The sequence below is a fragment of the Pseudomonas sp. R84 genome (assembly GCF_009834515.1).
Classification (GTDB): domain Bacteria; phylum Pseudomonadota; class Gammaproteobacteria; order Pseudomonadales; family Pseudomonadaceae; genus Aquipseudomonas.
The window spans coordinates 197,413-211,719 of the sequence record NZ_CP019426.1; the positions used below are offsets into that span (position 1 = coordinate 197,413).

At 60.9% G+C, this 14,307-nt stretch carries 11 protein-coding genes; all 11 read left to right on the top strand.

The window, feature by feature from the left end:
* The first annotated feature begins 84 nt into the window (after positions 1 to 84).
* The 11 genes from PspR84_RS00860 to pgaD all read left to right on the top strand — a co-directional run bounded on the left by PspR84_RS00860 (position 85) and on the right by pgaD (position 14,266).
* On the top strand, positions 85 to 513 hold the full coding sequence (locus PspR84_RS00860; RefSeq protein ID WP_038367319.1) for a MarR family transcriptional regulator: 429 nt from the start codon (positions 85 to 87) through the stop codon (positions 511 to 513).
* Positions 510 to 2,573, top strand: coding sequence for an FUSC family protein (locus tag PspR84_RS00865; RefSeq protein WP_160054630.1), 2,064 nt, complete (start codon positions 510 to 512; stop codon positions 2,571 to 2,573). Before PspR84_RS00860 ends, PspR84_RS00865 begins: the two co-directional genes overlap by 4 nt.
* On the top strand, positions 2,570 to 2,779 hold the full coding sequence (locus PspR84_RS00870; RefSeq protein ID WP_007917703.1) for a DUF1656 domain-containing protein: 210 nt from the start codon (positions 2,570 to 2,572) through the stop codon (positions 2,777 to 2,779). Before PspR84_RS00865 ends, PspR84_RS00870 begins: the two co-directional genes overlap by 4 nt.
* Positions 2,776 to 3,678: an HlyD family secretion protein gene (locus PspR84_RS00875; RefSeq protein WP_160054632.1), complete on the top strand. Its 903-nt coding sequence runs from the start codon at positions 2,776 to 2,778 to the stop codon at positions 3,676 to 3,678. Before PspR84_RS00870 ends, PspR84_RS00875 begins: the two co-directional genes overlap by 4 nt.
* On the top strand, positions 3,675 to 5,117 hold the full coding sequence (locus tag PspR84_RS00880; RefSeq protein ID WP_160054634.1) for an efflux transporter outer membrane subunit: 1,443 nt from the start codon (positions 3,675 to 3,677) through the stop codon (positions 5,115 to 5,117). The genes PspR84_RS00875 and PspR84_RS00880 overlap by 4 nt, the downstream gene beginning before the upstream one ends.
* 93 nt (positions 5,118 to 5,210) lie before the next feature.
* Complete coding sequence (locus PspR84_RS00885) at positions 5,211 to 5,846, top strand: NADH:ubiquinone oxidoreductase subunit N (protein WP_160054636.1); 636 nt, start codon at positions 5,211 to 5,213, stop codon at positions 5,844 to 5,846.
* Positions 5,847 to 6,138: 292 nt separating this feature from the next.
* Entirely contained in the window at positions 6,139 to 7,644 is a 1,506-nt protein-coding gene (locus PspR84_RS00890; RefSeq protein ID WP_160054638.1) for a YdgA family protein, read from the top strand.
* Between the two features lie 250 nt (positions 7,645 to 7,894).
* A complete protein-coding gene (pgaA, locus tag PspR84_RS00895; protein WP_160054640.1) occupies positions 7,895 to 10,375 on the top strand; it encodes a poly-beta-1,6 N-acetyl-D-glucosamine export porin PgaA in 2,481 nt (826 codons plus the stop codon).
* A 12-nt stretch (positions 10,376 to 10,387) separates the two neighbouring features.
* Positions 10,388 to 12,385: a poly-beta-1,6-N-acetyl-D-glucosamine N-deacetylase PgaB gene (gene pgaB / locus PspR84_RS00900; RefSeq protein WP_160054642.1), complete on the top strand. Its 1,998-nt coding sequence runs from the start codon at positions 10,388 to 10,390 to the stop codon at positions 12,383 to 12,385.
* A gap of 1 nt (position 12,386) precedes the next feature.
* Positions 12,387 to 13,742 carry a poly-beta-1,6-N-acetyl-D-glucosamine synthase gene (pgaC, locus tag PspR84_RS00905; protein ID WP_160054644.1) on the top strand — a complete coding sequence of 452 codons (1,356 nt, stop codon included), beginning with the start codon at positions 12,387 to 12,389 and terminating at the stop codon, positions 13,740 to 13,742.
* Positions 13,739 to 14,266, top strand: a complete 528-nt coding sequence (gene pgaD / locus PspR84_RS00910; RefSeq protein ID WP_160054646.1) for a poly-beta-1,6-N-acetyl-D-glucosamine biosynthesis protein PgaD — start codon at positions 13,739 to 13,741, stop codon at positions 14,264 to 14,266. Before pgaC ends, pgaD begins: the two co-directional genes overlap by 4 nt.
* Positions 14,267 to 14,307 lie beyond the last annotated feature (41 nt).

Genomic DNA, 14,307 nt, shown 5'->3' on the forward strand with positions numbered 1-14,307 from the left:
GAAATTCCCCTCCAATGCGATATTGATAGTTAGCAAACTAACAGTGTGCATTTCCCCGTGCCCGATTCCCTCGACGCTCTCCAAATGAACATCAGCAGTGCCATGGTGGTGGCCGCCAGGCATTGGCGGAAGATCTGCCAGACCACGCTGGTCAACTATGGAATCTCCGAAGCCTGCGCCGTGCCGCTATTGATGATCGGCCGCTTGGGCGAGGGCGTGCGCCAGGTTCAGGTGGCGCAGGCGGCCGGGATGGAGAGTCCGTCGCTGGTGCGTCTGCTCGATCAGTTGTGTCATTCCGGCTACGTCTGCCGCACCGAAGATGCCCAGGATCGCCGCGCCAAATGTCTGAGCCTGACCGACACCGGTCGTGAACTGGTGCAAGCGGTGGAGATCGAACTGGTGCGCTTGCGTCACGAGGTGCTCGAAGGCATCGAGCAAAGCGATCTGGAAGCTACGCTTCGGGTACTCAGAGCTTTTGAGGCGGCCAACCCGCCATGGGTGGTTAATTCTTGAACGGTTTTTTCTCCGGCATTCCGCCGGCCCGTGACTGGTTCTACGGGATCCGGACTTTTGCAGCGTCGATGATCGCGCTGTACATCGCCTTGCTCATGCAAATGCCGCGTCCGTATTGGGCGATGGCCACGGTGTATATCGTCTCCAGCCCGTTTCTCGGGCCGACCAGTTCCAAGGCGTTGTACCGTGCCATCGGTACTTTTCTCGGTGCGGCAGCGGCGGTTTTTTTAGTGCCGATGTTCGTGCAGAGTCCGTTTGTGCTGGTGGTGGTCATTGCGCTGTGGACGGGCATTTTGTTGTTCCTGTCTCTGCAACTGCGCACGGCCAACAACTACGCATTGATGCTCGCCGGTTACACCCTGCCGCTGATTGCCTTGCCGGTTGTGGATAACCCGCTGGCAGTGTGGGACGTAGCAGAGGCGCGCACCGAAGAGATTTTCCTCGGCATCGCCGTTGCCGCCGTGGTCGGCGCGATGTTCTGGCCGCGTCGTCTGGCGCCCGTATTCAATGACGCGGTGAGCAAGTGGTTCGCCGACGCAACGACCTATAGCCTGAAATTCCTCAGTCGCGATGTGCAGCCCGAAGAAGTCACCGCACTGCGCATGGCCATGGTTGCCAACTTCAACAGCCTCGAATTGATGATTGGCCAGTTGCCCCACGAAGGCGCACTACCGCAAACCGTGCGCAACACCAAAGAACTGCGCGGGCGAATGATTCATCTATTACCGGTGATCGATGCGCTGGAAGATTCGCTCTATGCCCTCGAACGGCGCACGCCGGAACTGGTGGAAAAGTTCGAACCGCTGCTGGCCGCAACCCGCGAATGGCTCGCTCATCAGGACGCCGATCTCGAGCGCTGGCAAGCCCTGAAAGATCAGCTCGAAGCCCTGCAACCGAGTGCCGAAGCACTGCAAGACCGCAAACAACTGCTGTTCTCCAACTCGATTTATCGCCTCGGCGAATTCATCGATTTATGGCAGGACTGCCGCAGTCTGCAGGACGCGATTCTATGCGAGCGCCAGGACAGCTGGCGCGCGGTCTACCGTCACTGGCGCCTCGGTCGTCTGACGCCGTTCATTGATCGTGGGCTGATGCTCTACTCGGCGGCCTCGACCGTTGTGGCGATCATCACCGCCTCGGTGCTGTGGATTCTGCTCGGCTGGCCGGACGGCGGCAGTGCGGTGATTCTCGCCGCGGTGGCCTGTAGCTTCTTCGCCTCGATGGACGACCCGGCACCGCAGATTTACCGGTTCTTTTTCTGGACCGGCATGTCGGTGCTGTTCGCCAGCCTTTATCTGTTTTTGATTCTGCCCAACCTGCATGACTTCCCGATGCTGGTGCTGGCGTTTTCCGTGCCGTTCATCTGCGTCGGCACCCTTACCGTGCAGCCGCGGTTCTTCCTCGGCATGCTGCTGACGCTGGTTAACACCTCCTCGTTCATCAGTATTCAGGGGGCTTACGACGCGGACTTTTTTGCCTTCGTGAACTCCAACCTGGCGGGTCCGTTAGGGCTGTTGTTCGCGTTTATCTGGACGCTGGTGGCGCGTCCGTTCGGCGCCGAACTGGCGGCCAAACGCCTGACCCGCTTCAGCTGGAAAGACATCGTCCACATGACCGAGCCGGCCAACCTCGCCGAGCACCGGAAACTGGGCGTGCAGTTGCTCGATCGACTGATGCAGCACCTGCCGCGTCTGGCCCTCACCGGCCAGGACACCGGCATCGCCATGCGCGAAGTGCGCGTCGGCCTCAACCTGCTCGATTTGCTCGCCTACACCCCTCGGGTGAGCGGCGCGCCGAACGCGCTGTTGCAGCAAGTGGTCAGTGAAGTCGGCGAGTATTTCCGCGCCTGCCTCAAGGCTGGCGAACGCTTGCCGGCGCCGGCCCCGTTGCTGATGACCCTGGATCGTACCCGCCGCGCGCTCAATGGCCACGGCGACGATGAAACCCGTCTGAACCTGTTGCACGCCTTGAGCGGTTTGCGTCTGGCGCTGTTGCCCGGCGTCGAATTCGTCTCCAGTGCCGACTCCGAAGAACCGCTGCCCGATGGAGCGCCCCTATGATCGGTGATCTGGACATCAGCGGCATTTTCCTGCCGACCCTGCTGGTGTTGATGGGCATCACTTATGTGCTGTTTTTGCTGGTGCATGCCGTGCTTACGCGCGTGCACTTTTACCGTCTGGTCTGGCACCGGGCATTGTTCAACGTGGCCCTCTACGCGGTACTGCTGTACGGCGTGGACTCACTCAGTCGATACCTGATGACATGAAAAAACCGTTTTTGACCATCGGTCGCGTAGTACTGACCCTGCTGATCGTGACTTTTGCCGTTGTCCTCGTCTGGCGCATGGTGATGTATTACATGTTTGCGCCATGGACCCGCGACGGCCACATTCGCGCTGACATCATCCAGATCGCCCCGGACGTGTCCGGGTTGATCCAGCAGGTGGAAGTGAAAGACAACCAGTTGATCAAGCGCGGCCAGGTGCTGTTCAGCATCGACCAGGACCGTTTCAAACTGGCCCTGCGTCAGGCCAAAGCGGCTGTCGCCGATCGCGAAGAAACCCTCGCTCAGGCCCAGCGTGAGGCCAAGCGTAATCGTGGCCTCGGTAACCTCGTGCCGGCCGAGCAACTGGAAGAAAGCCAGTCGAAGGTCGCTCGCGCGCAATCGGCACTGGCCGAAGCCATGGTCACCGTGGACAGCGCTCAGCTCAACCTCGACCGCTCGGTAATCCGCAGCCCGGTCGACGGTTACGTCAACGACCGCGCGCCGCGTCCGCAGGAATTCGTCACCGCCGGGCGTCCGGTGTTGTCGGTGGTCGACAGCAATTCGTTTCACATCGACGGCTATTTCGAAGAGACCAAACTCGACGGTATTCATGTCGGCCAGTCGGTGGACATCCGTGTGATCGGTGACCGCGCCAAACTGCGTGGGCATGTCGAAAGCATCGTTGCCGGTATCGAAGACCGCGACCGCAGCAGCGGCAGCAACTTGCTGCCGAACGTTAACCCGGCATTCAGCTGGGTGCGGCTGGCGCAGCGGATTCCGGTGCGGATTGCCTTTGATGATGTGCCGGCAGATTTCCGCATGATTGCCGGTCGCACTGCTACGGTCTCGATCATTGAAGACTCAAAGGTCGACGATAAAAAGCAGGAGCCCGGGCAATGAGCAGGGCCCTGATGATCGCCGGGTTGGGCGTGATGCTCTCGGCCTGTCAGATGGTCGGGCCGGACTATCACGTGCCTGAGGATGCGGCGGTTCAACGCAAGGATTTTCAGGGCGAACTGGCTGTCGCCGGCAAACCGGTAGTGTCGGCGCCGGTGCCGGCGGATTGGTGGCGTCTTTATAAGGATGCGCGGCTGGATCAACTGGTGCAGCAGGCCATGGCTTCCAACACCGATCTGCGCGTCGCGGCGGCGAACCTGCAACGGGCGCGGGCTCAGGTCGATGAGGCCGAAGCAGCGGGTGGCTGGAGCGCAGGTGTGAAGATGGGCGCGCAGCGTTTGCAAGAGTCTGGTCAGGCATTCTTGCTGCCGGAAAAAGTCCCGGTCGATAACGTCGGCGACATCGGCATCAGCGCTTCTTATCAGTTCGATCTGTGGGGCACCTTGCAGCGTGGCATCGAAGGCGCCAAGGCCAATGCCGACGCGACCCAGGCCGCGGCAGACACGGCGCGGATCACCTTGGTGGCAGACGTCGTGCGCGCCTACACCCAAGTCTGCGCGGCCAATGAAGAACGTGAAATCGCCGAGCATTCCCTCGACCTGCAATCGCAAAGCACCACGCTGATCCAGCGTCTGCGCGACGCCGGTCGCGGTGACGAAACCCAGGTCACTCGCTCGCAAACCCAGTTCAAATCCTTGCGCGCCGAACTGCCCCGCTATGAAGCCGCGCGTCAGGCAGGGCTGTTCCGTCTGTCGATGCTGTTGGCGAAACCGGTCGATCAATTGCCGGCCGGTACCGCTACCTGCGCAGAACTGCCGAAAATCGCCCAACTGGTGCCAGTCGGCGATGGCGCTGCGCTGCTCAAACGTCGCCCGGACATTCGCCAGGCCGAACGTCGTCTGGCCGCTTCGACCGCCGGGATCGGCGTCGCCACTGGCGAGTTGTATCCGGACATCAGTATCGGCGCGACCATCGGCACTGTTGGTCTCATCGATGACTTGGGTGATCCGTCGACCAACCGCTGGGGCTTTGGCCCGTCGCTGAGCTGGAAGGTGCCGACCAACGGCGCCCGCGCGCGAATCCGCGAGGCAGAAGCGGCGACCCAAGGCGCCTTGGCGCACTTCGACGGCGTGGTGCTCAACGCCATTCGCGAAACCCAGACCGGCCTGGCCCAGTACAGCGCATTGCTGCAACGCCGCGACGCACTGGCCGATGCCGAGGAGTCGGCGAAACTGGCCGCCGACCAGACCCACCGCTTCTTCCAGGCCGGCCGCGAGTCATTCCTCGCTGATCTGCAAGCAACGCGCACCTACACCGATGTCACCGCGCAACTGGCCGCCGCCAACACCCAGGTTGCGATGAGCCAGATCGATTTGTTCCTCGCCTTGGGCGGCGGTTGGGAAAGCGGACGAACGCACGCGACAACCGCCAGCAAACCCTGAGGCCGTTGCTATGCTTTGAAGTGTTGGAAGGGCGCCCCGTGCAAAGCACCCTTCCAGCGCACATTGCTAGTGCTGGTCTAGGGGAAACCAATAATGAAAAACCCTTACGCTCTCGGCTTCTGGTGCGCCCTCGCAGCGCTGGTGCTGCTCTCGGCCACCTATTTCTACGGCATCATGCTGGCCCACCAGATCGACAAGGCCATGGTTTTCCTCGACAGCGCCGTCGCGCTGATTGCGGTCATGGCTATCGTCGTCGTGGCGTGGGCGTCGCTCCAGGTGCAGCGGGTCAAGAAACGGCAGCTTGAACAGGGCAAGACCCTGGTGCTGATCTGGGATACCAAAGTCGCCCTGCGCCGGGTCGAAACCGTGTTCGACCGGTATTTCTGGGGCAGTTACTGGCAGCCGGGCCGGACATTCGCCGAAGTCATGGGCGAACTCACCGGCACGCCGCTGGAAAAAAGTCTCGAAGCGCTGAAAAAGCAGTGTCTGGAACTCGACAAGCAGATTGATGGCGAGGGCTGGCACTGGCTCAACAATGCCCGGGAATTGTCCGATGTCGCTACAGCCATGGCCCGCGAGCGTTATCAACTTGATTTCTGCGATCCGCGCGCCGACGTCTCGGGCGGAGCGGTGATTGATCGGGACTTTGAAGTGCTGGTGTACACCTGGACCGCGCGGCTGAAAAGCTTTGATCATCAGCTGGATGAGATCGAGGTTCAGTATTCCTGATTCCCGCCGAATCGACCGGCCTCATCGCGAGCAGGCTCACTCCTACATTTGGAATGCGTTCCCCTGTAGGCCTTCGCCTGCTCGCGATGGCGACTTAAAAAACACCGAAACTCTCGCAGCCCGCTCACTGTCCACTCTCCCCATAGACACTCTTTAACCTTTAAACATTGGGCCACCTTGCGCGCCCGGTGCTAATCTCCACCGCTGAATTCAGCGCAGTCGAGCCGCGACCCGGTCACGGGTTCAGGGAAGACGACCACACTCACAGCCACGGAAATCGATCAGGTCATTCATGAATAAATCAGCAGGCGTGCTCCTCGGAATTGTTGTTGCCATCGGCGCGATCAGCGCAGGCGGGGCCTGGTACACCGGGACCAAGATCGAAGGCGTGCTCAACAACGCCGTCAGCAATGCCAACCAAGAGCTGCAAACGGCCATGGCCGGTTCCAATGGCACTGCGTCGCTGGAACTGGTGTCGCTGGAGCGCCACACCTTCACCAGCACCGCGCACTACCGCCTCAAAGGTGAAGGCGAGATGTTCGGCGATGCACCGGTCGAACTGCTGTTCGTAGACCACATCGAACATGGCCCGCTGCCGTTCTCGCGTCTGGTTTCGCTGAAATGGCTGCCGGTCATGGCCACCAGCAACTACGAGCTGGAAAAGAACCCGGCCACCGAGAAGTGGTTCGCCGCCACCAAGGGCGCCGCGCCGCTCAAAGGCGTGACCAGCATCGGCTACGACGAATCCACCACCAGCACCCTCGACTTGCTGCCGTTCGAAACCGCACTGGATGAGCAGTCGAGTCTGAAGTTCTCCGGCCTGACCATGAACATCTCCGCTAACGCCAAAGCGCAGAAGGTCAAGGCGGACGGCTACATGGACAACCTGAAACTGGTCACCGTCGCTGAAGATCAGGCGCCGGTGCAGGTCGAACTCAACGGTCTGACCCTGGCCAGCAACCTCGCCAAGAGCAGCTACGGCTACTACACCGGGGAAAACACCCTGGTGCTGACCAACAGCAAAACCACTTTCGGCACCAAGCAGTCGGTGCTCGGTGTGAAGAACTTCGAAATGAAGAACCTCACCGAAGAAAACGGCAGCAATGCCTCGGGTCGTGCTGACTACAAGGTTGGCGAAGTCAGCCTCAACGACAAGAAAGTCGGCTCGGCGAATATGGCCATGAGCCTGAAAAACCTCGACATCCCGTCGACCATGTCGCTGATGCAGATTTACCAGACCAAACTGCAGCCTTATGAAAAAGCCGCCGCCGAAGCTGCAGCCCAGGGCTTGCCAGCGCCAGAGCTGAACCTGACCGAAGCGGAAAATGCGCAAGTCAAAGCCGACCTGCAAAAACTGCTGGCCGCCGGCCCACAGTTTGCGCTGGAAAACCTCTCGTTCAACACCGCCAACGGCGAGAGCAAGGCCAATCTGGTGATCGACCTGACCAAGCCGCAATCGATGGATTTGCCGCCGGATCAACTGGGCAAACAACTGATCGCATTGCTGGACCTGAATATTCAGGTATCGAAGCCGATGCTGGTCGATCTGCTCAGCGTGCAGGCGCAACTGGATGGTCAGACTGACGCCAAGGCGATCGTCGATCAGTCCAAGGAAGCGGCCGATATGTTCGCCGGCATGGCGGTCGGTTCGCAGCTGGCGGTCGTCGACGGCAGCAACGTCGTGACCAAGTTGCATTACGCCGCCAATCAGGTCGAATTCAACGGCCAGAAGATGACCGTCGAGCAGTTCGTCGGCTTCCTGATGAGCAAGTTCGCCGGCGTCACGCAAGTGCAGTAATCCTGCGTTCTTGATAGCAACGCCCGGCCTCTGTATCGCACAGACGCCGGGCGTTTTGCTGTCTGGCGTTCGGGTTTTCGGCTGAACCGCCAGCACGATTCTGAACAATTATTGTGTTCTGGATATTGCTCTGCGCTTGCGTGCAAAACTGCCTGACTAAGCTTGGCCGTTGCATGTGCATTGGCGGCCACCGTTACGAAAGGGCAAGGAGGGCATTGCGACCCGGCTGGCCATGTAAGGATGCTGACGAATGCCGCGGATTGATGTTCCCGTATTACATCGTGGTTTACGCCCTTTGTTTCGAGTCGCGCTGTGCAGCCAATTGCTCTGGCCGGCGCTGGCGTTTGCCGACACCCCCTACGATCAGATGGTGCGCGACGCCCGTGCCGGGCAAACCACGCCTGCGCTGACGGTTTTGCGCCAGGTGCCACTTGGGCAGTCGACCACCGGGCAGATCAGCGATCACCTGCAAATCGCCAGTTGGGCTGGCCTCGATGCCGAAGTGGTGCAGGTCTATGAAACCCAGGGCCGCGACCGTGTCCTGCCGGTTCAGGCGCTGACCGCCACCGCCCGCGCTTATCGCAACCTCAAACGTTGGGATCAGGCCACTCAGGTCTACAACAAGGCTTTGGCGTTGGAGCCGGATAATGCCGACCTGCAATTGGGCCTGGCTTTGACTCAGGCGGATGCCGGCAAACCCGACGAAGCGGTGACCCGCGCCAAAGCGTTGGTGGTGGCCAAGCCTGATGATCCTTCCCGTCGTCTGGCGCTGGGCTACGCGTTGACCCGCGCCAGCAAACAGTACGATGCCCTGTTCGAATACGATCAAGCATTCAAGCGCGCCGGCAGCAAACCGGAAGTCGCTCGCGAATACGTGGTTGCTCTGCAAAAGGCGCGTCTGCCGGAGCCGGCGCTGCGTCTGGCCAATCAGCGTCCGGGCCTGATTGATCCGGTAACCCTGCGTCGCCTCGAAGGCGATCTGGCTGCCGAGCGCGTGCGTCTCGCCGAACTCGCCACCCGCAGTGAAAAAGAGCGCTACGTCATCGCCGATCGCGCGCTGGCCGATTACGACAAACTGCTCGCCACCTGGACGCCGGACGCCAGCGCTCAGGATGACGTGACCCGCTGGCGCATCGACCGCATGGGCGCACTCAAGGCCCGGGCGCACACCGCCGACGTCATCACTGAATACCAAAAGCTGCAAGCCGAAGGCGTGAAGATTCCGACTTACGCCCTGCGCTGGGTAGCGGCGTCGTATCTGGATCAACGTCAGCCGGAAATCGCCGCGGACTTGTATCGCCAAGTGCTGGCGGCGCCGGATGCCGATATCGGCGACCGACTCGTAGACACCACAGCGCTGTACTACTCGCTGCTGGAAAGCGACCGCGCTGATGAGGCGCGCAAAGTCGCCGAGGACGCCGCCAAGTCCCAGCGTCCGCGTGTTGAACTCAAGGGCTTGCCGATCGGCAACCCCAATGATGAATGGATGGACGCCCAGCAACTGGCCGCGCAGGCCGGCACTTACAGCGCTGACTTGCCCCATGGCGAGGAGCGCTTGCAGACGCTGGTCGATCAGGCGCCGGGTAACGTCGGTTTGCGTCTGGCTCAGGCCGATCTGTACCTGGCCCGTAACTGGCCGCGCCGCGCAGAAATGCAGCTCAAGGAAACCGAGAGCATGGTGCCGCGCGCCATGGGCCTGGAAATTGGCCAGGCCCACACCGCGATGGAATTACAGGAATGGCGGCAAATGGATGCGCTGACCGACGACGTCGTCGCCCGCTATCCGGATAACCGCCAGGTACAGCGTCTGGCCCGTGAGCGCGAAGTGCATGACATGTCCGAGCTGCGCGTCGAGGCCTACGGCGGCAAGGCCAACGGTGGCGGCAGCGGCGATGCTGGCGCCGTCAGCGGCAGCCGCGATTTCGGCATCCAGACCACCCTGTACAGCCCGCCGATCGATGAAGACTGGCGGGTGTTCGCCGGGGCCGGGTATGCCACCGGCGACTTCGCCGAAGGCACCGGGCACCACCGCTTCCAGCGCGTTGGCCTGGAGCGGCGCACCCGCGACATGACCCTCGAAGCGGAAGTGTCCAATCACGATTACGGTTTCGGCGACAAACAAGGCGCGCGTCTGGCGATCGCTCGCGACATCAATGACCACTGGCAGTACGGCGGCAGCCTCGAATACCTGTCGGCCGAGACACCATTGCGCGCGCTCAACAGCGACATCAAAGCCAATGGCGGCAGCGGTTTCATTCGCTGGCGCGCCAACGAAAGCCGCGAGTGGCGTCTGTCGGTAAGCCCGTCGCACTTCAGCGACGGCAACAACCGCGTCGAAGCCTTGCTCACCGGCCGCGAGGGCGTCTACAGCGCGCCGAACGTGCAGGTCGATGCAGGACTGGAAGTCGGCACCAGCCACAACTCCAAGTCCGATGACGTGCCGTACTTCAACCCCAAATCCGACTTCAGCGTGATGCCGCTGGTCAACGTCAATCACGTGCTCTACCACCGCTACGAAACGGCCTGGAGCCAACAATTCCAGGCCGGTGCGGGAACGTACAGCCAGCGTGAGCACGGCACCGGCGGCATGGCCCTGCTCGGTTACGGTCAGCGTTATGCCTGGAACGACGTGTTCGAGGTGGGCGGTTTGTTCAGTGTGATCAATCGGCCTTACGACGGTGATCGGGAGACCGATCTGCGTCTGCTCGTCGACCTCACTTTCCGCTTCTAGAAGAGTTTGAAGATGCCTTTGATTTCGCGTTTCATCCTTCTGCTGGGAGCGCTGCTGATCAGCGCCTGCGCCCAGCAAGCTCCGGCCTTCGCGCCGCCGTCCGAGCGTCCGCTGGCGGCCAGCGAAAAACCGTGGCCGAAAAATCACGTGCTCGGCATTGCCTATCACGACGTCGAAGACCTCGATCCTGATCAGGCCGTGGTGGCGGTGCGCACCGAGCGCATGATCGAACAGCTCGCGTGGCTGCGCGAGAATGGCTACAAACCAGTGACGGTCGACCAGATCATGGCCGCACGCAAGGGCGGCCCGGAGCTACCGGCGAAAGCGATCCTGCTCAGCTTCGACGACGGTTATTCGAGTTTCTACACTCGCGTGTTACCGGTGCTTCGCGCCTACAACTGGCATGCGTTGCTGGCACCGGTCGGTAGTTGGATCGACACGCCGCTCAATCAACCGGTGGATTTCGCCGGTGCTCCGCGTGCGCGTTCCGACTTTCTGACCTGGGATCAGATTCGCGAAATCTCACACTCCGGGCTGGTGGAAATCGCTGCTCACACCGACGCCAATCACAAAGGGATTCTGGCCAACCCGCAGGGCAATATGCAGCCGGCGGCGGCGACCCGGCGCTACGATCCAGTGACCAAACGCTATGAATCCGAGGACGATTTCCAGGCGCGGATTCGCACCGACGTGAATAACATCTCGGAAAAAATCCGTAAGGTCACCGGTAAAAAACCACGCGTCTGGGTCTGGCCGTATGGCGCGGCGGACGGCACATCGCTGACCGTGGTCGGCGAGGAGGGCTACGAAATGGCCCTGACCCTCGAAGACGGTCTCGACGCCCTCGACAACCTGATGAGCAGCCCGCGCTTTCTTGTCGCTTCGGATCCTGACGGCGAGCGTTTCGCCAACAGTATCGTCGACGTGCAGTCGGATTTCGTCATGCGCGTTGTGCATGTTGATCTGGACAACGTTTATGACCCGGATCCGGCGCAGCAGGACATCAACCTCGGAAAGCTGGTGCAGCGCATCGCTGACTTGGGCGCCAACACGGTGTTCCTGCAAGCCTTCGCCGATCCCAAGGGCGATGGCCTGGTGCATTCGCTGTACTTCCCCAACCGTCACTTGCCGGTGCGTGCGGATATTTTCAACCGCGTCGCCTGGCAACTGCGTACCCGCGCTAACGTGAAGGTCTTCGCGTGGATGCCGGTGCTGAGTTTTGGTCTCGACTCGAAACTGCCGCGCGTGACCCGTTGGGACCCGAAAACCGGCATCACCTCGGTGGATCCGGATCAGTACCAACGCTTGTCGCCGTTCGATCCTGAAGTGCGACGGATCATCGGTGAAATCTACGAAGACGTGGCGCGCCTGACCTCGGTCAACGGCATTCTTTACCACGACGACGCGGTACTGTCGGATTTCGAAGATGCCGGTCCTGAAGCCTTGAAAGCCTACGCTGCCCACGGTTTGCCGGGTTCGATTGCCGCATTGCGCGACGATCCGGCAGCGATGCAGCGCTGGACGCGTTTCAAGAGCAAATACCTCATCGACTTTACCAACGAGCTGACCGCCAAAGTCCGTGCGATTCGCGGCCCGCAGGTGCTGACCGCGCGCAATATCTTCGCCGAGCCGATGCTCAACCCCGAGAGCGAAGCTTGGTACGCACAGAACCTCGATGACTTCCTCGTGACCTACGACTGGACGGCGCCGATGGCCATGCCGCTGATGGAAAAACAGACCCAGGCAGAGTCCGGTCCGTGGCTGGAAGCGCTGGTGGCCACGGTCAAAAAGCGCCCAGGGGCGCTGGATCGCACGGTGTTCGAATTGCAAGCGCGGGACTGGACGAAAAAGGATCAGGCCGACATCGACGGTGCGCATCTGGCGGACTGGATGGGCCGCCTCAAGCGTCAGGGTGCGACCAGTTTCGGTTACTACCCGGACAACTTCCTCGACAACCTGCCGGACCTGAAAACCGTAAGGCCTGCACTCTCCAACAAATGGAATCCATAACATGCTGGATAGACTGTTAGCCCTGCTTGTTCTGGCGCTCGTTCTCGGCTTGCCGCTGGGCCTGATCTTCCTGGTCACCGGGCAGTTCCTGATGGACTTCGTGTTCTTCTACCCGTTGTTCATGTCCGGGTTGTGGATCGCCGGCGGCCTGTATTTCTGGCTGCACTGGGAGCGCCACTGGCCATGGAAAGACGACACGCTGCCGCCACCGCTGGAAGGCGAGCCGCTGATCTCGATCCTGATCCCTTGCTATAACGAAGGTGACAACGCCGCCGACACCATCCATGCAGCACTGGCCCAGCATTATCCGAACATCGAAGTTATCGCGATCAACGACGGCTCCAAGGACAACACCGCCGAAGTGCTGGATGCGCTGGCCAAGGAAGATCCGCGTCTGCGCGTGCTGCATCTGGCGGAAAACCAGGGCAAAGCCGTTGCTCTGAGGATGGGCGCCATCGCGGCACGCAGTGAGTATCTGGTGTGCATCGACGGTGATGCGCTGCTGGTGCCGAACACCGCAGCCTATCTGGTCGCACCGATGCTGGATAACGCACGCCTGGGGGCGGTGACCGGCAACCCGCGGATTCGTACGCGTTCGACGCTGGTCGGACGGGTGCAGGTGGGTGAGTTCTCGTCGATCATCGGGCTCATTAAGCGTACGCAACGGGTGTTCGGGCGGATCTTTACTGTGTCCGGAGTGATCGTCGCGTTCCGCCGTACCGCGCTGAACCGCGTCGGTTACTGGAGCCCGGACATGATCACCGAAGACATCGACATCAGCTGGAAGCTGCAACTCGATCACTGGAGCATCTTCTACGAGCCGCGCGCGCTGTGCTGGATCCTCATGCCGGAAACCCTCGGCGGCCTGTGGAAGCAGCGTCTGCGCTGGGCCCAGGGCGGTGCCGAAGTACTGTTCAAGAACATTCGTGGCATCTGGCAGTACCGCCATCGTTACCTGTGGCCGCTGCTGTTCGAATACTGCCTGTCGACCGGTTGGGCGTTCACCTTCCTGCTGTCGGTGATTTTCTGGGGCGTCGGCAAGTTCGTGGTCATGCCGGAAGCCATCGCGGTGGATCACTTGATGCCGCCGGCGTTTACCGGGTTGCTGCTGGCCTTCGTCTGCCTGGTGCAGTTCGCGGTCAGCATCGTCATCGACCGGCGCTATGAGCCGGGATTGGGTCGCACAATGTTCTGGGTGGTCTGGTATCCGTTGGTGTTCTGGCTTATCAGCCTGCTGACCACGTTGGTCAGCTTCCCCAAAGTGCTGTTCGGCCAACATCAGAAACGTGCGCGTTGGGTCAGTCCTGACCGGGGCATCAAACCGATCGGCGACGACGAAGAGGAGGTCATCAAATGAAAATCATCCGGACCCGTCAGCGGCCGTTCCTGGTCGTGGTCGATGTGATTCTTACCGTGGTGGCGTGGATTGGCCTGCTGTTTCTGCTGATCCGTGGCTTGTGGCCGCTGGTCGAAACTCACGCGGGCGGCCCGCTGATCGATAAATCGGCGTTCGACGCGCTGGGCACCCTGCAGATTTATTTGTGGATTGCCTTGGTCAACGCGGTGATTCTGATCGGTTGGGCGCGTTATCAGCAGCGCAAAAGTCGCAGTTTCGCCCAGCGTCGGTTGCCGTCGCCGGTGATTGACGATGAAGGGCTGAGCAAGAGTTTCAAACTCTGCGATGACCGCTTTCAGAAACTGCGCACGCCCGGGGTGATGACCATTCACAACGATCAGGAAGGCGACATCAGCCATGTGGTGACGCATTTCTGGCCGGTTCAGCCGCAGGAGTTGCCGCCGCCACTGGCACCGCTGGAGCACCCGCGGGTGATCTTTCTGCATGCCGAAGATGATGACAATCGCGAGCCCTTGCTTCGTTAATTGATCGTTCCCACGCTCCGCGTGGGAATGCCTCTAGGGAC